General features: G+C 68.9%; 19 protein-coding genes. 11 read left to right on the plus strand and 8 right to left on the minus strand.

Features of this window, described 5'->3' with window-relative positions:
* Positions 1-2: 2 nt before the first annotated feature.
* The gene (locus G6N51_RS02760) at positions 3-1,187 is read right to left on the minus strand and encodes an acyl-CoA dehydrogenase family protein (RefSeq protein WP_083171500.1); all 1,185 of its coding nucleotides are present in this window, start codon (positions 1,185-1,187) and stop codon (positions 3-5) included.
* Between the two features lie 193 nt (positions 1,188-1,380).
* Between G6N51_RS02760 and G6N51_RS02765 the strand changes: the two genes are divergently transcribed.
* The 3 genes from G6N51_RS02765 to G6N51_RS02775 all read left to right on the plus strand — a co-directional run bounded on the left by G6N51_RS02765 (position 1,381) and on the right by G6N51_RS02775 (position 4,539).
* A complete protein-coding gene (locus G6N51_RS02765; protein WP_276055161.1) occupies positions 1,381-3,075 on the plus strand; it encodes a flavin-containing monooxygenase in 1,695 nt (564 codons plus the stop codon).
* Positions 3,072-3,872: a mycofactocin-coupled SDR family oxidoreductase gene (locus G6N51_RS02770; RefSeq protein ID WP_083171498.1), complete on the plus strand. Its 801-nt coding sequence runs from the start codon at positions 3,072-3,074 to the stop codon at positions 3,870-3,872. Before G6N51_RS02765 ends, G6N51_RS02770 begins: the two co-directional genes overlap by 4 nt.
* A 73-nt stretch (positions 3,873-3,945) precedes the next feature.
* Positions 3,946-4,539: a PaaI family thioesterase gene (locus G6N51_RS02775; protein ID WP_083171558.1), complete on the plus strand. Its 594-nt coding sequence runs from the start codon at positions 3,946-3,948 to the stop codon at positions 4,537-4,539.
* 5 nt (positions 4,540-4,544) lie between these two features.
* Here the strand turns inward: G6N51_RS02775 and G6N51_RS02780 are convergent, their stop codons facing one another.
* Entirely contained in the window at positions 4,545-9,032 is a 4,488-nt protein-coding gene (locus G6N51_RS02780) for a cation-translocating P-type ATPase (RefSeq protein WP_083171497.1), read from the minus strand.
* Between the two features lie 319 nt (positions 9,033-9,351).
* Between G6N51_RS02780 and G6N51_RS02785 the strand changes: the two genes are divergently transcribed.
* Complete coding sequence (locus G6N51_RS02785) at positions 9,352-9,828, plus strand: nuclear transport factor 2 family protein (RefSeq protein ID WP_083171496.1); 477 nt, start codon at positions 9,352-9,354, stop codon at positions 9,826-9,828.
* A gap of 28 nt (positions 9,829-9,856) precedes the next feature.
* On the opposite strand, the gene G6N51_RS02790 is transcribed toward G6N51_RS02785, so the two are convergent.
* The 4 genes from G6N51_RS02790 to G6N51_RS02805 all read right to left on the minus strand — a co-directional run bounded on the left by G6N51_RS02790 (position 9,857) and on the right by G6N51_RS02805 (position 13,012).
* A complete protein-coding gene (locus G6N51_RS02790; RefSeq protein WP_083171557.1) occupies positions 9,857-10,720 on the minus strand; it encodes an alpha/beta fold hydrolase in 864 nt (287 codons plus the stop codon).
* 48 nt (positions 10,721-10,768) lie between these two features.
* Positions 10,769-12,163 (minus strand): WS/DGAT/MGAT family O-acyltransferase, encoded by a 1,395-nt coding sequence (locus tag G6N51_RS02795; protein ID WP_083171495.1) that lies wholly within the window; start codon positions 12,161-12,163, stop codon positions 10,769-10,771.
* A gap of 183 nt (positions 12,164-12,346) precedes the next feature.
* A complete protein-coding gene (locus tag G6N51_RS02800) occupies positions 12,347-12,787 on the minus strand; it encodes a nuclear transport factor 2 family protein (RefSeq protein WP_083171494.1) in 441 nt (146 codons plus the stop codon).
* A 42-nt stretch (positions 12,788-12,829) separates the two neighbouring features.
* On the minus strand, positions 12,830-13,012 hold the full coding sequence (locus G6N51_RS02805; RefSeq protein ID WP_083171493.1) for a hypothetical protein: 183 nt from the start codon (positions 13,010-13,012) through the stop codon (positions 12,830-12,832).
* Between the two features lie 221 nt (positions 13,013-13,233).
* On the opposite strand from G6N51_RS02805, the gene G6N51_RS02810 reads away from it, so the two are divergent.
* The 4 genes from G6N51_RS02810 (at position 13,234) to G6N51_RS02825 (ending at position 17,687) form a co-directional block, all read left to right on the plus strand.
* Positions 13,234-13,659, plus strand: a complete 426-nt coding sequence (locus G6N51_RS02810; RefSeq protein WP_083171492.1) for a PPOX class F420-dependent oxidoreductase — start codon at positions 13,234-13,236, stop codon at positions 13,657-13,659.
* A gap of 51 nt (positions 13,660-13,710) precedes the next feature.
* A complete protein-coding gene (locus G6N51_RS02815; RefSeq protein WP_083171491.1) occupies positions 13,711-15,951 on the plus strand; it encodes a molybdopterin-dependent oxidoreductase in 2,241 nt (746 codons plus the stop codon).
* Between the two features lie 114 nt (positions 15,952-16,065).
* Entirely contained in the window at positions 16,066-17,172 is a 1,107-nt protein-coding gene (locus tag G6N51_RS02820) for a type III polyketide synthase (RefSeq protein WP_083171490.1), read from the plus strand.
* An 11-nt stretch (positions 17,173-17,183) separates the two neighbouring features.
* Complete coding sequence (locus G6N51_RS02825; protein WP_083171556.1) at positions 17,184-17,687, plus strand: isoprenylcysteine carboxyl methyltransferase family protein; 504 nt, start codon at positions 17,184-17,186, stop codon at positions 17,685-17,687.
* A 14-nt stretch (positions 17,688-17,701) separates the two neighbouring features.
* On the opposite strand, the gene G6N51_RS02830 is transcribed toward G6N51_RS02825, so the two are convergent.
* Positions 17,702-18,547: an SDR family NAD(P)-dependent oxidoreductase gene (locus tag G6N51_RS02830; protein WP_083171489.1), complete on the minus strand. Its 846-nt coding sequence runs from the start codon at positions 18,545-18,547 to the stop codon at positions 17,702-17,704.
* Between the two features lie 189 nt (positions 18,548-18,736).
* Here G6N51_RS02830 and G6N51_RS02835 point away from each other — a divergent pair, with 189 nt between their 5' ends.
* The gene (locus G6N51_RS02835) at positions 18,737-19,774 is read left to right on the plus strand and encodes an alpha/beta hydrolase (RefSeq protein ID WP_083171488.1); all 1,038 of its coding nucleotides are present in this window, start codon (positions 18,737-18,739) and stop codon (positions 19,772-19,774) included.
* A gap of 318 nt (positions 19,775-20,092) precedes the next feature.
* Entirely contained in the window at positions 20,093-22,708 is a 2,616-nt protein-coding gene (locus G6N51_RS02840) for an FHA domain-containing protein (protein WP_163750626.1), read from the plus strand.
* Between the two features lie 12 nt (positions 22,709-22,720).
* Here G6N51_RS02840 and G6N51_RS28750 read toward each other — a convergent pair whose 3' ends face one another.
* Positions 22,721-22,885 carry a hypothetical protein gene (locus tag G6N51_RS28750; RefSeq protein ID WP_167528570.1) on the minus strand — a complete coding sequence of 55 codons (165 nt, stop codon included), beginning with the start codon at positions 22,883-22,885 and terminating at the stop codon, positions 22,721-22,723.
* A gap of 259 nt (positions 22,886-23,144) precedes the next feature.
* On the opposite strand from G6N51_RS28750, the gene G6N51_RS02845 reads away from it, so the two are divergent.
* The gene (locus G6N51_RS02845) at positions 23,145-24,323 is read left to right on the plus strand and encodes an acyl-CoA dehydrogenase family protein (protein ID WP_083171487.1); all 1,179 of its coding nucleotides are present in this window, start codon (positions 23,145-23,147) and stop codon (positions 24,321-24,323) included.
* Positions 24,324-24,326: the final 3 nt, after the last annotated feature.

Genomic DNA, 24,326 nt, shown 5'->3' on the forward strand with positions numbered 1-24,326 from the left:
TCCTAGATCAAGGCCCGCAGGGGGCCCTCGGGCGGGTCGACACCCAGCGAACTCAGCGCCGACGCGTGATAGGTGGTGCCCGGCATGTGGATGGCGTGCAGTTGGCCGACATGCACGTCGCGCCAATACCGTTGCAGCGGCTTGTCCATCCGGGCCGCGTTGCCGCCCGAGCGGGCGAAGATCTCGTCGACCGCCGCCACCGCGCGCCACACCGCGCGGATCTGGGTGCGCCGCCCGGCCGCGCGGTCGGCGAACGACACCTCCTTGCCGGCGGCGACCATGTCGTAGATGCGGTCGGCATTGGCCAGCAGTTCCTGGCGGGCGGCGTTGATGTCGGCGGCCGCCTCGCCGATGGCGAACATGACGTAGGGGTCGTCCTTGATCGCGGTCCCGGTGGCGCCGACGCGCTCGCGCTGGTAGTCCAGGTGCGCGGCCAGCGCCCCCTCGGCGATGCCGATCGTGGCCGCCGAGATGCCCAGCGGAAACATCGTCGACCACGGCATCAGATAGAGCGGTTCGGTCATGCCGGCCTCGCGCTGGGCGGTGCCGTCCATCACCTTCGTAGCATCCATCGTCCGGTAGGACGGGACGAACGCATCGGAGACGATGACGTCCTTGGAGCCGGTTCCGCGCAGCCCCACCACGTTCCACGAGTCCTCGACGATCTCGTAATCCTTGCGCGGGAGGATCATGTGCAACATCTGCGGCGGCATGATCGGAATGCCCTTGTCGTCGCCCAGCATCGCGCCCAGGATGATCCAGTCGCAGTGGTCGGTGCCCGAGCTGAACTGCCAGCGGCCGTTGAAGATGTAGCCACCGTCGACCGGTTTGGCCACCCCCTGCGGCGCGTACGGCGAGGCCATCCACGTGTCGACGTCGTCGGCCCAGATTTCGGCCGCGACCTTCGGGTCCGCGTACGCCAACTGATAGGGGTGCACGCCGACCACGCCGACGATCCAGCCGGCCGCCGGGTCCAGCGCGGCGGTCGCCATCGTCGTCTCGGCGAACTCGCGGGGGTGCACCTCGAAGCCCTGATACTGCTTGGTTTGCAGCAGCCGGATGAGACCGGCGCCCTTCATCAGCTTGACCGTGTCATCGGTGAGCCGGCCGATCCGCTCGGCCTCGGGGGCCTGGTCGCGCAACTGATCCGCCATCGCCACGACCCGGTCGAGTACCCGTTCGCTCATGTTGGTGTCCTTACGTCTGGAGGCTTAGTAATGGTCTACCGCAGTTCGTGCCTCAGCCGAAGCCGTTCCCGATGAGCGGAAGCAAAAGCGCTCAGAATTCAGCCTCCGATGCGCCGCTCACGGGCCGGGCCTGGCGCGTGGGAATCGGGCCGTCCAGCCGGCTCGAGGTTGCCGTGCGCCCTGCGCGCGGCCGATGGCCGGGACAACGTCACCGCAGTGTCCGGTCACCGGGAACCGGCCCCGGCGGTCGAGGTGGCAGGACATACCGTCGGTGCCTGTGAATAGCGCGGAGCTGGTCGACGTTGTCGTGGTCGGCGCCGGGTTCGCCGGCCTCTACGCCCTACACAAGCTGCGCAGTCAGGGACTGTCCGTGCGGGTCCTGGAGGCGGCGCCGGAGCTGGGAGGCACCTGGTACTACAACCGATACCCGGGGGCGCGCTGTGACGTCGAAAGCGTCGATTACTGCTATTCGTTCTCCGATGAACTGCAGCAAGAGTGGAACTGGACCGAGAAGTACGCCACCCAGGCGGAGATCCTCGCCTACCTGAACTGGGTGGCCGACAAACTCGACCTGCGGCGCGACATCACATTCCGTGCCCGCGTCGTGTCCGCGGCGTTCGACGACACCGCGCTGCGCTGGGTGGTCACCACCGAGGGTGGCGACGTGCTGTCCGCCCGGTTCTGCCTGATGGCGACGGGTCCGCTGTCAGCGGCTTTGACGCCGAACTTCCACGGCCTCGAGTCGTTCGCGGGCGAGATCTACCACACCGCCGCTTGGCCGCAGCATCCCGTCGATTTCGCCGGAAAGCGGGTCGCCGTTATCGGCACCGGTTCGTCTGGCATTCAATCGATTCCGATCATCGCCGAACACGCCAAACATCTCTTCGTCTTCCAACGCACGCCCAACTACAGTGTCCCGGCCGGCAACCAGCCGTTGACCAAACGGGAACTCGACGACATCAAGGCGAACTACCCGGAACGGCGACGGCTCTCGTGGCGCAGCGGCGGCGGGTCACCGCACATCACGGCGCCGAAGCCGACGATGGAATTCACGCCGGAGGAACGCCGGGTGGCCTTCGATAAGCGTTGGCAGCTGGGCGGTGTGCTGTTCTCGAAGACGTTCCCCGACCAGATGATCGACTTGACCGCCAACGACGAGGCCCGAAAGTTCTACGAGGAGAAGGTGCGCGCCGTCATCGACGACCCCGCGCTGGCGGACCTGCTTATCCCCAACGATCACCCGATCGGCACGAAGCGGATCTGCACCGACAGCAACTATTTCAGCACCTTCAACCGGCCGAACGTGTCGCTCATCAGCGTGCGCGACACACCGATCGAAGCCGTGGACACCACTGGGATCAGAACCGCCGGCGCGCACTACGACGTCGACATGATCGTGCTGGCAACGGGTTTCGACGCCCTCACCGGTGCGCTGGCCAAAATCGACATCATCGGACGCGGCGGTCGTCGGTTGCGGGACGACTGGGCACAGGGGCCGCGCACCTACCTGGGGCTGGGCGTCGACTCATTTCCCAACCTGTTCCTGATCTCCGGTCCCGGGGCGCCCGCGGTGCTGGCGAACATGGTGCTGCACGCCGAGGCGCAGGTGAATTGGATCGCCGCGACCATTGCCTACCTCGACGGGCACGGGTTGGCCGCGATCGAGGCGACCCGCGATGCCGTCGACGGCTGGGGGGCCGAATGTGCCCGCCTCGCCGAGGCCACGCTGTTCACCAAGGCGGAGTCCTGGTACATGGGCGCCAACGTGCCCGGAAAGCCAAGGGGATTCATGTTGTTCGTCGGCGGCTTCGCGACATACAACGACATCTGCGACGAGGTGGCCAAGGCCGGTTACCGGGGCTTCGATCTGGTTGAGAAGCCACGATGAAGAGACTGCTCGGCAAGGTAGTGCTGGTCACCGGCGCGGCGAGGGGTACCGGACGGGTGCATTGTCAGCGCTTCGCCGACGAGGGCGCAGATGTGATCGCGCTCGATGCGACCGCGGCAAGCGACGAGTTGCTCGACACCGCAAGGGATGTCGAAAGCCGCGGTCGGCGCTGCGTGACAAGTGTTGCCGACGTGAGTCATTTGGGGGCTGTAACGGGCGCCGTAGCCAACGGCGTCGCGGCACTGGGGCGCCTCGACATCGTCGTCGCGAATGCCGGAATTCACCTTGCCGGCGGCCGGACGTGGGAACTCGACCCCCAGGACTGGCAGCGCACGCTCGACATCAACCTGACCGGCGTATGGCACACGGTCAAGGCCGGTGTACCGCACATGGGCGAAGGCGGCGCGATCGTGATCATCAGTTCGACCAACGGTCTTCGCGGGACGCCCAATACCGCGCATTACACGGCGAGCAAACACGCGGTGGTGGGGTTGGCGCGCACCCTGGCGAACGAGCTCGGGCCGTCGAGGATCCGGGTCAACACCGTTCATCCCGGACCGGTCGCGACCCCGATGGTGCTCAACGACAAGATGTTTCGGCGGTTACGCCCGGATCTCGAGAACCCGACCGCCGCGGACGCCGCGGAAGTGCTGCGGGCGCGCAACCTGCTGCCGGTGCCGTGGGTGGAGCCCGTCGACATCGCCAACGTGGCGGTGTTCCTGGCCTCCGAGGAGGCCCGCTACATCACGGGCACGCAGCTCGTCGTAGACGCCGGCCTGTCACAGAAGGCGACATGAGCAGCAGACCGGAAAAGCGGTCACCGTGCTCGCCGTGGCCGCGCGCTTCGCGCAGCAAGGCATCGCGGGGATGATGGGCAACGATGGCAGCGGCGCACCGGCGTATGAAGCGCTCACCCAGTCCGTTCGCCGACTGATCGACGCGACCATCCGCACCGAGGCCGGCGCCGGTACCGTTGTGGCGGCGAAGACGCACATTGATTGCGCGATAGAGCAATTGAGCGAAAGCCTGATGCCGGGCTCATTCGGTGTTCGCAACCCGTTCGACGGCCAACCTGTCACCTCCGGCAACGTCATGATCGGTGCACGCAACCCGGTCGCACCTCCGCTGGTAATCCACCGCGACGCCGGTGGTGCCGTGTGGACCGAAATCACACTCGGCGCCGCCTACGAAGGGCCTCCGGGGCATGTCCATGGCGGAGTGTGCGCGTTGGTCCTCGACCACGTCCTGGGCGCGACCGCGCACGAACCCGGTCGACCGGCCTACACCGGCACGCTCACCCTGCGCTATGTCCGGGGGACCCCGTTAGGTCTGGTGCGGGCAGAAGCGTGGGTCGAGCGCGTCGAGGGCGTGAAGACCTTCGCGAAGGGGCAGATAACCGATAGCCAAGGACTCACGGTCGGTGCGGAAGGCGTGTTCATAAAGCCGCGCGGTGCCCGTGACTGATGGCCTCACGGGCGATCGGTGACGGCGTCTGCCGAAATTCGATGCTGGTGTCGGTCCACCAATTTCAGCGCACGCGCGGCCTTCGCGGGGGCCGCGAGGACCGCGGTATGCGGCGCCCGGGATCCGCTGTGCTGCGGTGGTTGTGGGGCGGTCTCGGCGGGCTCGTCGAGTTCCGGCTCACCGGCGAGTGGTGACTCTTCGTCCCGGCGGCCCGACCGCAACCGATTCGTGGCGGCGACGGCGAGGACGGCGGCCGTGGCGGTGCCCAGCCCCTGCGCCCAGCCCAGCGGGCCGACCGGTGTGCAGCCCAGCAGTTGGCTGATCCCCGGGGTGCTGATCATCGCGGTGAACGCGGCGAACGAGCCGGCGGCGGTGAGTAGCACCAGGGGCGCGTGCGAGTCGACCACGGTCTGGCCGAGCTCGACGGCGACCAATGAGATCAGCGCGACGGTGGAGGCCCGCTGCGGCAGCCCGGTGACCGACGCCATCACCCAGGCCGTCGTGGCGGCGGTGGCGGTGAGCGCCCCCCGCGCGACAACGGTTCGCCGAAGCGCGCGTTCGTCGATGCCGCGGCCGACGCGTTGCACCGGCCCGGCGGGCGTGCTGACGGCGACCGCGGTCGCGGGCAGCGCGTCGGTGAGCATGTTGATCAGCAGCAGCTGCCGGGTGTTCAGCGGTGACGTGCCGGTGAGGGCCGTCCCGATGACCGAGAAAATCACCTCGCCGGCGTTGCCGCCGAGCAGGCCGGCGACGGCCGCCTGGACCCCGCGCCACAGCCGGCGTCCCTCGTCGATGGCGGCCACCAGCGTCTCGATGCGGCCGTCGGTGAGGACCAGGTCGGCGGTCGTATGGGCGGAGTCGCTGCCGCGCGCGACCACACCGACGCCGACGCTTGCCGCCCGGATCGCGGCGGCGTCGTTGGCGCCGTCGCCGACCATGGCGCTCACCCGCCCGGCGCGCTCGAGCGTCTGGACGACCTGCACCTTGTTCTCCGGCGACATCCGGGCGAAGATCACCCGCTCGGAGACCGCCCGCTGCTGATCATGCCGCGACAGCGCGTTCCACTCGGAGCCGGTGATCACCTGGTCCGCGCTCACCGACACCCCAAGTTCGCGGGCGATCGCGGTCGCGGTGACGGGATGGTCGCCGGTGATCAGCCGGATGGCGACGCCGCGGGCGGCCAGGTCCGCCAGCAACTGCGGCGCCTGGGGGCGCGGGGTGTCCGAGAGGCCCAGAAATCCGGTGAGCGTCAAGCCCGTCGCGCACAAACCGGTGATGGCGTCCGGGTCTTTGCGCAACGCTCGCGTCTGCGCCGCGCTCAGGCGGCGTTGAGCCACCGCGATCGTCCGCAGCCCCGCCGTCGTCAGGGCCGCGACCGCGCTGTCCACGTCCGGGTCCGCTTCCCCGCACGCCGCCAAGACCACTTCCGGTGCGCCCTTGACGGTCAACTGCGTGCCCGTCACCGACGCCGAGAACGCCCTGCCGGACCGGAACGGCAGGTGCGCGTCGGGCCCGGGTCGCGGGCCGGACCCCGCCGCGGCGTCCGCCGCCTTGATGATGGCTTCGTCGGTGGCGTGCACGTGGGGGTTGCCGTCGTCCGCCGGTGCGGCCTGGGCGGCGCACCGCAGGACGTCGTCGCGGGAATGGCCCGCCACCGGGTGCACCTCGGCGACGCGGAGCCGGTTCTCGCTCAGCGTTCCGGTCTTGTCGAAGCAGACCACCTCGACGCGACCGAGCGCCTCGGCGGCGCGCGGCACCCGCACCAGCGCCCCGCATTCGCCCAGCCGCTGGGCCGACGCGGATTGGGCGAGGGTGGCCATCAGCGGCATGCCCTCGGGGATGGCCGCGACGGCGACGGCGATGGCGCTGCCGAGGGCTTGGCGCAGACCGCCGGCGCGCAGCAGCCCGAGCGCGCCGACCAGGATGCCGCCGCCCGCGCTGAACGGGAAGGCGCGGCTCATCAGCTGGCTGAGTTGATGGTGCAGGCCGACGGTCGGCAGTTCACCGGACGCCAGTTCGGCCGCGCGGCGACTCTGGGTGTCGGCCCCGACCGCGGTGACCAGCGCGACCGCGGTGCCGGCCACCACGGTGGTTCCGGCGTAGATCATGCAGCGGCGGTCGGCCAGTTCGGCCCCGGGCGTGGGCTCGACCTGCTTTTGGACCGACAGCGATTCACCGGTCAGCGACGACTCGTCGACCTCGAGGTCGTGTGCCTCGATGACCCGAGCGTCGGCGGGCACCACCTCGTCGCTGCGAACCTCGATCACGTCGCCGGGCCGCAGCTGCTCGACAACGACTTCGCGGTAGCCGGGTGCGGCGTCGGATCCCCGGGTGACCACGCGGGCCGGCGGGGTCTGCTGAGCGAGCAGGCGGTTCAGCCGGTTCTCGGCCCGAAGCTGTTGGGCGGTCGACAGCAGCGCGTTTCCGGTCAGCACGGTGCCGACCAGCACCGCGTCGGTCGGTGAGCCCAGCACCGCGGTGGCCGCCGAACACAATCCGAGGATTGGCGTCAACGGGTCACCGGTCAACTCGGTGACGGCGGCCCTGGCGAACTCCCACGCAGCGGCGGGGAACCCGGCGCCGTCATGCGCGGAATCCGTTGCCGCAGAGGGTTCGTCGGGTTCACGCAGTGTTGCCAGCACTTCGCGGACCCGCTCGGCCGACATCGCGTGCCACTCGAACGCCGGCGCCGGCCGCGGCACGGGCGTGCGAATCGTGCCGAGCGCCAACAGGTAGCCCGACAGCAGGCCCGCGACGGCTCCGACGGTCACCGGGCCGGGACCGCGCAACCGGCGCACCCCGGGCACCATGAACAAGGCGCCCAGCGCCGATGCGCCCACCGAGATCGCGATGCCCTGCTGGCTCGCCCTCCTGGCCGCCGGTAACGCATGCAGCACCCGCCACGCTCCGGCCAGGTCGTCGAGCATCAGGTCGGCGGCCCAGGGCGGCGCAGCATCCGCGTCCGGCCGTATCCCCAGCGCCACGTCGGCGCGCGAAAGGGCTTGCGCACCTGAACAGGACAGCACCGCGACGGTGTGGCCGTCGCGCTGCAGCGCGGACACCGCATCGGCGAGCGCGCCGTCGATGTGGCCGTCGCCGACCGGGTGGACGTCGTCGAACGCGGGACGCAGGTCACCGAGCAGGTCGGTGTCGACGGACACCAGGCGCGCACCGGAGTCGCGCGCGCGGGTGATCAACGCCGACGCGAGAGGGTGTGGGGCCGGGGCGATCAGCGCCTCGACCGCACCGCCGCCATTGTCGGCGTCGTTGCAGGGTGGGGGAATCCGGTGCCAGCCTGGGGCCGGGCCGTCCTCGAGCAGCTCCTGAGCGCGGGTCCAGGCCGTCAGCAGGCCGTCGTCGCGGGCGCCGCGGACGCGAACCACCCGCATCTGGGCGCCACACAGCACGCGCGGATCGATCAGCAGTGCGTCGACCTTGTCGAGCCTGCGCAAACTTTCCGGCCGCAGCGGAAGCACCGCGTGGTGGTCTGCCAACCCTCGCCCGAGTGTGGCCGCGAACGCCTCATGGGTGGTGCGCATCGCCTTCGGCGAGGCCGCCAGCGCGGCGTTCGACGCCATGGTGACGTTGCGGGTGACGGCGCCGGTGAGGCCGACGCCGATCATCTGCACCCACGCCACCCGCTTCCCATGACGATCGATCGGGCCGGTCGGTGGGGGAACCGGGCGCACAAAACGATGCATCTCCGACTCATCTGCATGCCGGGCCAACTCCGGCTCGTAACGGGCCCATGCCCGCGCCGCGGCCCGGCACTCGGCGGCCTTGAACGCCTGCATCGCCAGGTCGACCGAGAGCTTCGCAGGTGACAGCGTGACAACATGTGCGGCGGTGCCGAACACCGACAACGCCGTGTCCGTCGCGCCGGGCCCGATCCCGCCCTCGAGCAGACGGCGCAGCCATGGTTGATAGTTCGCGATCGCCGACGCGGCCTCGACGGCGATCGGGGCCGCCGGCAACCGCAACGCCCGGCCCGCGACCGCGACCGCGAACCCGGCGGCGTTGACAGCCACCATCGCTCCGCGGGTGGCCATCAGCAGACCGTCACCGGGCAAGCTGTCCGCGCGCGTGGAATCGGCTGGACCGTAAGCAGTTTCGGCGTCGTCAAGCGCGGAGCAAAGCTCGTTGAGCGACGCCGCGTCGTCCATCTCGACGACCACCCGCGACAGCGGACGGTTCAGGCTCACTTTCGTGACGCCGGGCTGTGCCCGCAGCGCATCAACGGCGGCGCGCCCACGTGCCGCACCGTCCGCGCCGTCGAGCCCGCGGACCTCGATCCACAGGCGGCGGTCGCCCCGCCAGCACCGCCGGGTCAGCGTGGCGCGGGAAACCTCGCCCGAGAGCACCTGCGCGCCCACCCGAACCGGCAGCGTGACGACGTCGAGGCCGGCGGTGGCCAGCCGGCCGACCGCGTCGTGGACTCCCGCGGCGGCGCCGAGTCCCGTCGAGATCGCCCGCAGCGGCGAGAGCTGGCGCACGCGCAACCCCTTTCCCGCACATGACAAATGGTGGTGTCGCGGCCATCCGCAAGGGCGGTCGCCGACCGACGTTGCTCGCGACCGCAAACCCGACCAACCTAACCCGCGGTCATGGGCCCAGCAACTTGAAGCGGATGCGGGTAACGAACATGTAAAAAGTGGTCGCGGCTGTTAGGGGGCGTCAATCGAAATGTTCGGGTCGCCTGATTTAAGTCCGGAGCAAATCCCAAAGGGCCGTTGTGGTTACGCGTGCTCGTGGGTCCTAACGTGTGGGCTGGGTGGTGGTCCACTGCCGCGATCCCGACGACGAGGAGCAACCATGAGTGACATCGACGACCTGTCGACGCGGCTGCGCCGACTTGAGGACGAACGCGACATCGCCCGGCTGATCGCCTCCTACGGTCCGGCGGTGGATGCCGGCGACCCCGACGCCGCCGCGGGGCTGTGGGCGAGCGACGGCAGCTACGACGTCGACGGCCGGCGCATGGAGGGCCGGGCCGCCGTGCACGCCATGGTGAGTTCGTCGGCGCACCAGAAGCTGGTCGCCAAGGGGTGTTGCCATTTCCTGGGGCCGTGCGTCGTCACCGTCACCGGCGACTCGGCGGTGGCGGTGTGCGAATCCCTGGTGTTGGTTCGTGACCGGGAGGGGTACCGCGTATGGCGCTGTGCCGCAAACCATTTCGCCTTCACCCGGATCGACGGTCGGTGGCGGATCGGCGCGCGCACCACGCGGGTCCTAAACGGCGGTCCCGAGGCGCACGACCTGTTGACCAGGGGATTGGCGGGATCGGCCTAGCCGCGTACCTCGCTCGGGCGGTCGGCGCCTAACCCCGCGACAGAAACGCCAGCACAGCGCTTTCGAACGCCTCCCGGGCCTCGATCATCGCCCAGTGCCCGGAGTTGGGGAAGATGTGCAACTCGGCGTTGGGAATGGTGCGCATCGGGATGAGCGCCATGTCCGGCGGGCTCACCCGGTCGTCGCGTCCCCAGGTGAGCAGGGTGGGTGCGGTCAGCTTGTGCATGACGGCCCATGGCATCGGGCGATCGGAGGCGGCCATCGCGGCGTTCATCGCGGCGAAGGCCGCTTTCCCGTACATGCGGCGCGCGGCGGCCAGCGTGTCCGGGTCGGTGGCCAGCTCCCAGCGTTCCTCGACGAGTTCCTCGGTGATCAGCGCCTGGTCGTAGACCATCGACTTGAGCCAGTCGACGAGCCGCTGCCGGGTGGGGTCCTCGACGAATTCCTGCAGCAGCCGGATGCCCTCGCTCGGACTGGGGCTGAAGATGTTGGTCCCGATGCCACCGATGGTCACCAGCCGGTCGATGCGGTCGGGGTGGTGGGTGGCGAAGTTGATCCCGACGCCGCCGCCCATCGAGTTGCCGACGATGTGCGTTTTGTGGACACCGAGCGCGTCCAGGAAGGGCGACACGGTGCCGAACGCGGTGACCATCGGGTGGCCGCCGAAGTCGTCGCTGACGCCGAACCCGGGAAACTCCAGGATCAGGCAGCGAAAGCGCTCGGCGAAAACGGGCAGGATGCCGCGGAAGTTGCGCCACCCCGTGACGCCCGGGCCCGAGCCGTGCAGGAACAGCAACACCGGCGCGGATTCCGCACCGCAGTCGTAATAGCGCAGAGCGCCCTTGGGGGTGCCGATTTCGCGCAGGTCATGCTGCGCAACGGTGTTTGCCACGGATGTCACCTTGCCATGCCGTGACGGCACGGCCGGGCGGGGTTCCGCTCACCGGGTCGCGTCGTGTGTCGGCCCGCTGCAATTCAACAGCTCTTTGAGCGCGGCGGGAAACGCGTCGGCAAGGTCCCAGAGGTCGGTGACGAGATCGGGACACGAGATGAGGCCGACGCCGAGCCGCCCGTTGAGCGACATGACGGTGATGTTGAGCCCGGCGCCCGCGATGATCGGACCGAGCGGGTACATCGCGTCGAGCCGGCAACCCAGGAAGTAGAGCTGTTCCTGCGGGCCGGGCACGTTGGACATCACCAGGTTGTGCGGCGGTTTCTCGGGCAGGGGTATCCGGGGCAGCAGCCTTGCGGCGCCGAACAGGGTCTGCCCGGCCACCTGCGTCCAGTCCTGCAGCAGGCTGGGCCCCATGGCGGCGGCGTGGTCCTTGGCCGCGGCGTTGCCGTCGGCGATGCTGCTCAATCGTTCGGCGGGATCGTCGATATGGGTTTCGAGCCGGCAGAGCATCCAGGTGGTCTGGTTGCGGCCCGGCCGGTCGGATCTGCCCCGCACCGAGACCGGCACGGTGGCCACCATGGGCTTGTCCGCCAGCTCGCCGCGGTCCAACAAGAACTGTCGCAACGCCCCCGCGCACAGCGCCGACACCACGTCGTTGATGGTGATGCCGAACCTGTTCTTGACCTTTTTGACGTCCTCGAGGTCCAGGGTGGTCAGGGCGACGTTGCGGCGCCGGGTGAACCGCCCGTCGAACGCCGTGGCCGGCCCGGCGAACGGGGCGGCCATCGTGTGTCCACCGCCGCGGGCGCGCAGAAGCGTTTGTGCCAGCGTCAGCGCGGTCGCGGGCACCACCTTGGCCAGGCGCCACGGCCGCAGCCCCGCGGATATCAGCCCCGACGCGGCGATCTGCAGGGGATGTGCCGCGCCGGCGCGGGTGACGGGTTCCGGCGCAGGAGCGTCCGGCACGCTGCTGCACAGCTGGGCCAGGAGGGTAGCGCCGCCCACCCCGTCGACCACCGCGTGGTGAACCTTGAGGACGACGGCCAGTGCCTCGCCGCCGTGCAGGCCCTCGATCACCCACATGTCCCACAGCGGGCGATCGCGATCCAGGGGGAGCCCGGCGAGGTGACCGCAGATCTCCGCTAACTCCCGGGGTCCGCCGGGTGCCGGCACGGCAGCGCGGTGCAGGTGGCGTCCGAGGTCGAAATGAACGTCGTCGGCCCAGACCGGATGGCCGAAGTTCAACTGGCTGTCGGCCAGCTTGAGACGGAATTCCGGCACCGCGTCCAGCCGCGCCGACAGCGAGTCCCGAAACCGGTCGAAGGTGTAGCCGCCCGGCATGGTCTCGGGACCCATCTCCAGCACACAGCAAACATTCAAGGGCTGCGTCGGTGATTCCAGGTTGAGGAAGAATGCGTCTAAGCCACTAAGTCGTTGCACATCTGCTCGTCTCGTCGGTGCGGTAATGACCGCTGGTCACATGGCCCGCGTTCAGCCCACGCCCCACCGGCGAACGCAATCAGGATCAGCCGCAAGTCTGTAGGTGTGATCTTTATCTGTAGCCGTTTAGCGGCCCGCGGCAAACATTATCAGCCAGACATTCAACGGATTCGCCACCGGCGTTCATCTCCGCTCGGGCCGGGCCATGGCCGAGTCGGGGGCCGCCCAGTCGGTCGACACCTTCCGATGCTTGATCAGCCAGGCGTCGCCGTCGGGCACCAACGTGTCGCGGTACCGACCGCAATGGTCGAGCCCGACGTGGGTGACCACGGTGAAGTACGACGAGACGTGCGCCGCGTCGCGAGTCATTGCGGTGAACAACACGTTGGTGAGGAGGTGCCGGACGATCGGTTTGGCGCCGGCTTCCCGGGCGACGTCGACCCCGCGCAGGAAGGTGGCGATCGCCGATCGCCCGCGTAGCGGCTCCATGCCGCGAATCTCCAGGACGCCGTCCGCGCAGAACGTCTCGGCCAGGCCGTTCACGTCGCCGGCGTCACCCGACCAGTTGTATCGCGCGAGCGTGTCGCGGATCCGCTCGCGCGCAACCAGTTCCCACATCTCCACCGTCGTGACTCCTCGGGCGCAGCTTAACCCGGGCCGCAACCGTTACTTGACGATGTGGGGCCGGAAGCCCTGTGGCGCAGCCGGTGTCACGCCGTTCAGGTCGAAGACCGCGATCAGGGCACGCAGCAGGGCGGGGGACCAGTCCTCGAAGGGTTGCGCGTCCAGTCGATCGAGGACTTCAGCGCGGAGATAGTCGATACCCGACGGCTGCCGAGGGTCGCTCATCGCACACCCCGATGGCACACGGGATCCGGTTCGGTGGTCAACGAGCCAGCTCCCTTCGATTTCTGGCGTCGACGCTAAATGCGCCGCCTCGCCCTTGTACAGCCAACTGAGCAGATTCAAATGTCTCTCAAGGAAATCCCTCGTGCCCACGTCAACCTGGCGGCCGGCGCCCGGTATTCCGCGGCGGGAATGAATTCCGGCGCAGGGCGGTAGAACACGGCATGGAACTCAATGCCGCCGCCCGCCAACTCATCGGCGGGGGCGCCGATGCCACCCTGGTGACTCTCAACCCCGATGGCAGCCCCCAAGTCAGCCTCGTGTGGGTCGCGTTGGAGTCGACGCCCGACGGAGACGAACTCGTCACCGCGCACCTTGCCGCGCACAAGAAGGTGCGCAATGTCCGCAACGACCCCCGGGTGGCCCTCACCATCGTGGCGCTGGACAAGGCGGGCCAGGGGATGCGGCCCTACCTCTCCATCGTCGGGACGGCACGGATCGTCGAGGGCGGCGCACCCGAGCTTCTCGCGCAACTCAACCCGGTCCTGGGCGATCCGAACACGAAGTTCCCGCCGGACGGCGCGCCGCCCGGGTTCCTGACCCGCATCCGCATCGACAAGCTCGGCGGCATCGGCCCCTGGGCATCCTGACACTCGATTTTGCCACTTCCGCGACGGCGGGTAGCGGAATACAGTGAGTGGGTGACGACGGGCGAAGACGGCAGGCATGTGCGCACCTGTCCTCTCTGTGAAGCCATGTGCGGCTTGGAGATTCAGGTCGACGGCGGCAGGGTCACCGGCATCCGGGGAAACCGCGACGACGTGTGGAGTAAAGGGCACATCTGCCCGAAGGGCGTCTCGCTCGCGGCAATCCACGACGACCCGGACCGCATCCGCTTGCCCATGATCAAGGTCGACGGGCAATGGCACGAGGTCAGCTGGGACGCGGCGTTCCGCCGCTGCTCCGAGTTGCTGACGCCGGTGATCGAGAAATACGGGATCGGCGCGGTCACCGCCTACACCGGTAACCCGCTGGCGCACTCGTTTTCGCTGGCCCGGTACGCGGGCGTGCTGATGGGAATGTCCGGGATACCGGTCACGTATTCGCCGGGGACGGTGGACCAATGGCCGAAGAACCTGTCGTCGCACCTGATGTACGGACTGTGGTGGAACTTCCCCGTGCCTGACATCGAACGCACCGACCTGATGGTCATCATGGGCGCCAACCCGGCGGCGTCCCAGGGGTCCCTGCTGGCCGCGCCGGATGTGATGGGCCTGATCGAGGCGATCCGCAAGCGCGGCAAGGTGATCGTGATCGACCCGGTACGCACGCAGACCGCGGCCCGCGCCGACGAGTGGCTGCCCATCGCGCCGGGGACCGATGCCGCGCTCCTGTTGGCCGTGGCGCACACGCTGTTCGACGAGGACCTGATCGATCCCGGGCCACACGTCGACGGGATCGACACGATGCGCCGAGTGGCCGCCGATTGGCCGCCCGAACGGGTCAGCGCGGTCACCGGCGTCGATGCGGACCGCATCCGGCTCCTGGCCCGCGAGCTGGCCGGAACCCGGAAGTCGGTGGTCTACGGCCGAATTGGGCTGTGCAATCAGGAGTTCGGCAGCCTGGCGAGCTGGCTGGTCGACGTCATCAACATCTTGACCGGCCACTTCGACGTGCCCGGGGGAGCGATGTTTCCCAAGCCGGCGGCCTGGTCGATCACGACGCAGCCCCTGCCCGGGCTCGAGGGCGGCCTCCCGGAATTCGGTCGCTGGCACACCCGGGTGCGCGGCGCGAAGGAAGTGCTCGGCCAGGCGCCGGTGTCCTGCATGGCCGAGGAGATCGCCACTCCCGGCGAGGGTCAGCTCAAGGCGCTGATCACCGTTGCCGGCAACCCGGTCTTGTCCACCCCGGGCGGTGACAAGCTCGACGAGGCGCTGCCCATGCTGGAAGCGATGATCTCCGTTGACCTTTGGCTCAACGAGACGACGCGGCACGCCGACGTGATCCTGCCCGGGCTATCCCCGCTCGAGCAGCCGCACCACGACGACCTGATCCTGCTTTTCGCGATCCGCAGCATCGCGAATTACTCGGCGCCGGTTTTCGATCCGGGGGACCGCCCGCACGAATGGGAGATCCTGATCAGGCTGACCGGCCTGTGCACCGGCACACCGGCCGAGGATGTCGACGTCGCCGCGATCGACGATGGTTTCTTCGACTACCTGGCCTTCACCCGCGGCCTCGACGGCGCGGAGATCCGCAAGCTGTACGACCGGGGCGGCCCCGAGCGGATGCTCGACCTCACGCTGCGAACCGGCCCGTTCGGGGACCAGTACGGCAAGAACCCCGGCGGGCTGACGTTGGACCTGCTCAAGGCGAACCCGAACGGCATCGACTTCGGCCCGATGGTCCCGCAACTGCCCGACATCCTCGGCACCCCCGACAAAAAGATCCGGCTCGCCCCGCAATACCTGCTCGATGACCTGCCCCGGCTGACCGCCCGAATGGAGCGACCGGCCGAACCGCTGGTCCTGGTGAGCCGTCGGCACCTGCGCTCGAACAACACCTGGCTACACAACGTGCCCGCGCTGATGAAGGGAAAGGACCGGTGCACCTTGCTGATCCATCCCGACGATGCGGCGCGTTGCGGCGTCACGGACGACGACATCGTCACCGTGAAGTCGGCGGCCGGGGAAATCAAAGTGCCCGTGGAGGTTACCGACGCGATCAAACCGGGAGTGGTGTCGATGCCCCACGGGTGGGGACACGGCAAGCCGGGCACGCGCATGGCGGTGGCCAACAGCTCGCCGGGGGTCAACACGAATGTGCTTTCCCCACCGACGTTAATCGACGAGCCGTCCGGAAACGGCGCGCTCAACGGCATACCGGTCACGGTCATCGACGACCAGGCCCGATTCCGGCCCGCAGACACCCTGAGTACCTGACGCGCATCCGCCGCCACCCCCTGGGTTGGTAAACGGCAAGCGTCCGTATGTGGTTCATCTCACCAAGGGGACGTTCGGGTGAACCGGGGAGGGAAGCGGGTCGTCGGCATAGGCATGACTGCAACAACGCATCTCACATCGCCGCGCCGGACCGCTCACCGCGAGCAGCCCGCACCGCACATCGCCGGGGCGGCGGTGGCATTCACCCCGCACCGCTACAACCAGGACGACGTCGCTCGCGAGCTGACCGAATTCACCGATCCGCGGTTCCTGCGTTTCGCGCAAACGACGGGGGTCGACCACCGCAACCTTGCGCTGCCGCTGTCGCGTTACCCACAGTTGAGCGGTTTCACCGAAGCGAACGACGCCTATCTCGAGGTCGCCGTCGATCTCGGCGAGCGGGCGATACGGTCGGCGCTGTCCGACGCGGGCATCGAGCCGCACGAGGTGGACACCATCGTGATGGTCTCCAGCACCGGCATCGCGGTGCCCACCATCGACGCACGGCTGATGGCCCGAATCGGCCTGCGGCCCAACATCAAACGCGTCCCGCTGTTCGGTCTCGGCTGTGTCGCGGGAGCGGCCGGCATGGCGCGTGTGCACGATTACCTGCATGGTTACCCGGGGGATGTGGCCGTGCTTCTGTCGGTCGAGTTGTGCTCCCTCACGCTCCAGCGCGACGACACCTCGATTCCCGCCCTCATCGGTGTGTCGCTGTTCGGCGACGGCGCCGCCGCGGTGGTCACCACGGGTGCCGACCGAATCCCTCTGGGCCGCAGCGACCGTCGAGCGCCGCGCATCCTGGGGACCCGCAGCCGCGTAATTCCCGAGACCGTTGACGTCATGGGGTGGAACGTCGGTTCCAACGGGTTTCAGCTCGTGATGTCGCGCGACGTGCCGAAGATGGCCGAGGTCCATCTCCGGGAAGAGGTCGACGGATTCCTCGCCGACCACGGCCTGTCCCTGTCGGACGTCTCGACGTGGGTATGTCATCCCGGTGGTCCTAAAGTCCTCGACTCGATCGAGGACGCGCTCGGGCTACCGGCAGAGGCGTTGGCCCACAGCCGAAACTCGATGCGCGACAACGGCAACATCTCCTCGGCATCCGTGCTGGACGTCCTGCGCCGGACCATCGCCGAGCCGCCGACCGACGGGGCGTTCGGGGTCATGCTGGCAATGGGCCCGGGCTTCAGCTTCGAGCTGCTGCTGCTGCAGTGGTGACGGGCGAGCCCATGTATTACTACCTGTTCATTCTGGCTATCGGCGCCGAACGACTGGTCGAGCTGGCCGTGGCGCAACGGAACACCAAATGGTCGCTGGCGCACGGGGGCAAGGAATTCGGCCGTGAACACTACCCGGCGATGGTCAGCATGCATGCGCTGCTGCTGGTTTCGTGTGTCGTGGAGACCTGGGTCTTCGGCCGGCCGTTCATCGGATGGCTGGGCTGGCCGATGCTCGCGGTCGTGGCGCTGAGCACGGTGGTGCGCTGGCGCTGCGTGAGCGTGCTCGGCAGGCACTGGAATCCGCGGCTCATCGTGATTCCGGGCGCGCCGTTGGTTCGCGAAGGCCCGTATCGATGGGTGCGCCATCCCAACTACGCGGCGGTCGCAGCGGAGGTGGCCGCGCTGCCGCTAGTCCATTCGGCGTGGCTGACGGCGATCGTGTTCAGCCTCGCGAACGCGCTGGTGCTCACCGTCCGGATCCGTGCGGAGAACGCCGCATTGGGCCTGGTGTGAGGACGGCCAAGCGATCAGGGCGCGACGGGACGATTCGTCCACTCGCGATCGGGCCGGCGCGACGAGCGGTACCAGCCGCCCGCCGCGCCGGTGCCGCCGTCGGTCGGGACGGTGTGGCCGGTGACGAACGCCGAAAGATCAGACGCCAGGAACAGGATCACGCGGGCCTGATCCTCGGGAACGCCCATGCGGCCGACCGGAACCCACTGCGGCCACTGCGCCTGCTCGTCGGCCGAGAGCCACTGCGAGTAGGGCACCTGTAGCGATTCCGTGACGTCCGGGGCGATCGCGTTGACCCGCACCCCATGCCCGCCCACCTGCACCGCAAGGCTGCGAGTGAACTGGATGACGGCGGCCTTGAACGCGGCGTAGACCGGATCTTCCGGGTAGCCGCGCAGACCCTCGACGGAGGAGACGTTGACGATCGCGCCGGCCCGCCGGGCGACCATCGCCGGCAGGAATGCGTGGGTGACCAGGAAGACGTGATGCAGGTTGATCCGGTAGAGCTCGTCCCAGAATCGGGGGTCGGTGTCGACGAAGTTTCCCGGATGCCGCAGCCAGTGGCCCACGTTGTTGACCAGCACGTCGACCCGGCCGTTGCGATCCAGCACCGATCGGGCCAGGTCATCGACCGCGTCCGCGTCCCGGACGTCGCTGACCACCGCCACGGCCGACCCGCCCGATGCCGCGATGTCGTCGACGGTCCCGGCGGCCAGCGCGGCGTCGACGTCGACGATGACCACGTGCGCGCCCTGTTCGGCGAACAGCCGTGCGGTGGCCGCACCGATGCCGCCGCCACCGCCCGTCACCACCGCCACCCGGTCGCAAAGCAACCGGTCAGCGCGCGTTTCGCCGTTCATCGCTCATATCTTGGGCCACCGCTCGGAGATCGGCGAGACCCGGGTGGCGAAAACGCCGGAATGGCCCCTGATACCCACCCGTCCCGGCGATAAACCGTGACGTACGCAACATTCGTGCCGTCTTCATCCGCAGTTTTTCTTCGCCGCCCGCGGGTATTCCGTCCGCACTTGGCACGAAGGAGGGATTGCATGGTTAATACCACCGGTCCACACCGTGTATTGCCAAGTGGCGCAGTGAAGCGGCGAGTTCACCATCGCCACAGCCCGCAATCGGTCGCCGTCTCGCTGGCCAGCAGGCTGATCGTGAAGAACACCGTGCGCGCCTGGGCCGTTACGCCGAACTTGCGCTGGCCATTCGACTACATCGACAGTTTCGCGGGATTGGTGCCGCGCTTTGGCATCTCGGCGGACATCGAACCGGTGCAACTGGAAGACTGTGCCGCCGAGTGGGTTTGCGCCCCCGGTGCGTCGACGGACCGGGCCATCCTCTATCTGCACGGCGGTGCGTTCCTCACCTGCGGCCTGAACACGCATCGCTCGGTGGTCACCCGCTTGTCGCAGGCGGCGGACGCCGCCGTGCTGACCCTGGGATACCGAAAGCTGCCCTCGCATCACATCACCGACGCGATCGACGACGGGATGAGCGGGCTGCGCTGGCTGCAGGACCGCGGCTTCGACGGCGACCAGGTGGTCGTCGCGGGCGACTCGGCCGGCGGCTATCTCGCGTTCATGACCGCGTTGTCGGCCATTCGGACCGGGCTGATGAGGCCGGCGGGGATTGCGACCATCTCCCCGTTCACCGACGCCGACCCGGCCCGAAAGCTGCGGCACCGCAACGCGCGCAAGTGCTCGATGTTCACCCGCGGGGCGTTGTCGGTGTTCGCCGAGTACCTCAGCCAGGCAAAGGTTTTGGAAGGGGCGGGGGAGTCCACTGTGGCTTCGCCGGTGGACGCCGATCTGTCCTCCTTGCCGCCGGTGACGATTCACGCCAGCTCCGACGAGCTGCTGCTTCCTGACGCCGAACTGATGGCAAAGCGCTTGGAGGCCAGCGGAGTTCCATGCGATCTGCACCTTTGGGACGGTCAGATTCACGATTTCCCGCTGGCGGCGGACATCCTGCCGGAAGGAAGGCGGGCGATTCGCTACCTCGGCGATTTCGTCAAGGACGTCACCGCCGTGCCCGTGCCGTGGCGTCGCGGCCTGCGCACCGCGGCCGTGGCCGGCTGACGCACTCGCGGAAGCCGTTGGGCCGCAGTCGAATCCCGAAATCATGAGGCGCCGGTGCTGCCCGTCGCCGTACTCCGGGTGCGTCACCACCGTCTCGTGCCGGTCGTGCCGGTCGGGGCCGGAGGCCTCGATGGGAACGCCGAGTCCGGCAGTGTCGCGGGGCGTCGGTGGTGCCGCGCTCGCTGCCCCACGGGATCGGTCGCCCACACGCACCGACGGTGCGCCACCCACCGTCCGCGACGCGGCGTGGCGCATGGCGGTTGCCCGGTCGGGATTCGCCGACCCAGATCCGCGCGCCTGCCGATACAGTTGGTCGTAATGAGCCGACCAGCCCCACCTGTGTTGACCGTGCGGTACGAAGGGTCCGAGCGCACGTTCGCCGCAGGCAACGATGTCGCGATCGGGCGTGACCTTCGCGCCGACGTCCGCGTGGCACATCCCCTGATCTCCCGTACGCATCTCATCGCCCGATTCGACCAGGGCCGATGGATGGTCATCGACAACGGCAGCCTCAACGGCCTGTTCGTCAACCACCAGCGCGTGCCCATGGTCGACATCCATGACGGCCTGCGCGTCAACGTCGGCAACCCCGACGGCCCGGCGTTGACCTTCGAGGTCGGCCGCCACCAGGGCTCGGCCGGGCGGCCCCCGCTGACGACGTCGATCCCGATCGTCAACCCGGCCAGCGCGGCCAGCCCGCGCGCGCCCCACCCGCCGCCGCCCGGCGCGCACTGGCCCGGCCAGCCCCAGCAGCCGGCCTCGGCCCCGTTCCGGCAGGCCACGCAGCCCCCCAGCGGCCCGCAGCCCCGCCACCCGACCGGCGGCCATCCGGCGGCACCGCCCAGCGGGGCCCAACAGGCCCCGCACATCTACCGCCCGCAGCCCATGAACGGCCCGCCGTCACAGCCCGGCCAGCCGACCGGGCTGGAAACCGGACGGGTCGGCGGTGACGCGTCGAACATCGCGACGTCGATGATGAAGATCCTGCGGCCCGGCAGGGCGGCGGAGTCGGCGCCGGGTGCGATCAAGATCGGCCGGGCCAACGACAACGACATCGTCATTCCCGAAGTGCTGGCCTCGCGCCATCACGCCACCTTAGTCCCGACGCCGCACGGCACCGAGATCCACGACAACCGCAGCATCAACGGAACCTTCGTCAACGGCGCGCGGGTCGACTCGGCCGTGCTGCATGACGGCGACGTCGTCACGATCGGCAACATCGACCTCGTCTTCGCCGGCGGCACGCTGGCCCGCCGCGACGAGAGCGCGACCGCGACCCCCACGGGTGGGCTGGACGTGCGCAGCGTGTCGTGGACGATCGAGAACAACAAGACGCTGCTGGACGACATCTCGCTGGGCGCGCAGCCCGGAACACTGACGGCCGTCATCGGGCCGTCCGGGGCGGGCAAGTCGACGTTCGCCCGGCTGGTCGCGGGGTATACGCACCCGACCAGGGGCACGGTCGCGTTCGAGGGCCACAACGTGCACGCCGAGTACGCCTCGCTGCGCAGCAGGATCGGCATGGTGCCCCAGGACGACGTGGTGCACGGGCAGCTGACGGTGCAGCAGGCGTTGATGTACGCCGCCGAGCTGCGGCTGCCGCCCGACACCACCAAGGACGACCGGGCCCAGGTGGTCGCCCGGGTCCTCGAAGAACTCGAGATGACCCAGCACCTGCACACCCGGGTCGACAAGCTGTCCGGCGGTCAGCGCAAGCGCGCGTCGGTCGCACTCGAGCTGCTGACCGGGCCGTCGCTGCTGATCCTCGACGAGCCGACCTCCGGCCTGGACCCCGCGCTGGACCGCCAGGTGATGACCATGCTGCGTCAGCTGGCCGACGCCGGCCGCGTGGTGCTCGTCGTCACCCACTCGCTGACCTACCTCGACGTCTGCGATCAGGTCCTGCTGCTGGCACCCGGTGGCAAGACCGCCTTCTGCGGGCCGCCCAGCCAGATCGGCTCCGCCATGGGCACGACGAACTGGGCCGACATCTTCAGCACGGTCGCGGGCGACCCGGACGGCGCCAAGGCGCGGTACCTGGCGCGCACGGGCCCGCAGCCGCCGCCGCCGCCGGCCCAGCAGCCCGCGGACCTGGGCGACCCGTCGCACACCAGCCTGTTCCGGCAGTTCTCGACGATCGCGCGGCGGCAGGTCCGGCTGATCTTCTCCGACCGCGGCTACTTCGTCTTCCTCGCGGTGCTGCCGTTCATCATGGGCTCGCTGTCCATGTCGGTGCCCGGCAACGTCGGGTTCGGCATCCCCAACCCATACGGCGCCGCGCCCAACGAGCCCGGGCAGATCCTGGTCCTGCTCAATGTCGGCGCGGTGTTCATGGGGACGGCGCTGACCATCCGCGACCTGATCGGCGAGCGCCCGATCTTCCTGCGCGAACAGGCGGTCGGCCTGTCCACCAGCGCCTACCTGCTGGCGAAGGTCTGCGTCTACACGGTGTTCGCGGTCATCCAGTCGGCAATCGTGACGATCATCGTGCTGATCGGCAAGGGCGGTCCGACCCAGGGTGCCGTGGCGCTGGGCCGGCCGGGTCTCGAACTGTTCGCCGACGTCGCCTTGACGTGCGTAGCCTCGGCGATGCTCGGGCTGGCGTTGTCGGCCATCGCCAAGTCGAACGAACAGATCATGCCGCTGTTGGTGGTGGCGGTCATGTCGCAGCTGGTGTTCTCCGGCGGCATGATCCCGGTGACCGGGCGGCTCGGGCTGGACCAGATGTCCTGGGCGACTCCCGCGCGCTGGGGATTCGCGGCCTCAGCCTCCACCGCCGACCTGACCAAATTGGTGCCCGGTCCGCTCAGCCCGAAGGACTCGCACTGGCGTCACACGCCCGGCGCATGGTGGTTCGACATGGCCATGCTGGTGGTGATCAGCGTGTTCTACCTGAGCTTCGTCCGCTGGAAGATCCGGCTACGGGGCGGCTGAGCCTGCGCCCGGTCAGGCTCCCTTTCGGATCACCTGCTCGGCCGCGGCGCGCATGCGGTCAGACAACTGCAGCAGCGCATGCTCGCCCACGCCGAGCGGAAGCGTGTATGCCAGTTGCCGCAATTCGACCGCATAGTTGCGCATGTCTTCGCGGAGGCGTGTCTCAACAGTGGGCATGACATCTCCCTCGGGCTGCGGCCGGGCAAAGGTCCTGGTCCGCGTCGACCAGCCGATCCGAAAATTTTTGCAGCCATGCCGCGGATCTGCGAGAGCGCCGATGCGAATTAACGGAAGTTTGACAGCGTATTTACAGTCGGCGCCGGGACCGTCGGTGCCACCGGAGGTAACGCCACGGCGAAATCCGGGGCGCGATCTCGCCGCCGCGTTACGCTGGCGCTGCTTGGTGTAAGGCCGGCAGAAAGGCACAGGCGCCCGAATGGATTTCGAACTCGACGCCGGGCAGCGAGCCTGGCTGGCCGAGGTCCGCGAATTCCTGCACGAGAACGTCACCCGCGAGCTGCGAGCCGAGCTCGCCGAGCACGACCTGGAGTTCCCCGGCGGCGAGGTGGCGCGGTTCCGTCGCAAGATCGGGGAGAAGGGCTGGTTCGGGCTGAACTGGCCGCGCGAGTACGGCGGTCTCGGCCTCGGCGCCGTTCACCTGCATCTGCTGATGAGCGAATTCGAGTACTGGGGCGTCCCCGGGCCCGACCTGACGGTCACCTCCGTCGCACCGATGATCATGCGGCACGGCACCGAGCAGAACAAATCCCAATGGCTGCCGCTGATCGCCAGAGGCGAAATGATTTGCGCCGTAGGGTATTCCGAGCCCGACGCCGGTACCGACCTGGCCAACCTGCGCACCAGCGCGGTCCGCGACGGCGACGAATGGGTGATCAACGGCACCAAGATCTGGAACAGCGGCGCGCAACGCGCCACCCACGAGTGGCTGTGCGTGCGCACCGATCCCCACGCCGTGCGCCATCGCGGCATCTCGGTCATCGTCATCGGACTCGACAGTCCCGGGGTGACGATCCGGCCCCTGTACGCGTGGTCGGGCTATCGCACCAACGAGGTGCACTTCCGCGACGTCCGGGTGCCGGTCACCAACCTGGTCGGCGAAGTCAACCGCGGCTGGACGTACATCACCGGCGCACTGGATCTGGAACGCGGCGCGCTGACCAACGCGGGCGACCTGCGTCGCGCCGTGGAGGAATTGCGCGAGCTCGCGCGGCGGCCGCGCCGTGACGGCACGGTGTCCTACGAGAGCCCGTCGCTGCGGCGCCGGCTCGCGCAGGCCGAGGCCGACGTGGCCGTGGCCACGCTGATGGGCTACGAGGCCGCCTCGATCCTCGACACCGGCGTCATCCCGTCGGTGGAGGTCAGCGTCGAAAAAGTGTTCACCAGCGAGCTGCGCCAGCGCATCGCCCTGCTCGCGCTCGACCTGCTCGGGCCGGACGGCCTGCTGGCGCACCGCAGCGATCAGGCGCCGCTGGCCGGCACCTTCGAGCGGCTCTACCGGGCCGCGCCCCTGATGCGTTTCGGCGGCGGGACCAACGAGGTGCTCCGCGACATCGTCGCCCAGCGTGGGCACAAGATGCCCAGCTATGGGCGCTGACGC

It is taken from the genome of Mycobacterium paraseoulense (genome assembly GCF_010731655.1).
Classification (GTDB): Bacteria; Actinomycetota; Actinomycetes; order Mycobacteriales; family Mycobacteriaceae; genus Mycobacterium; species Mycobacterium paraseoulense.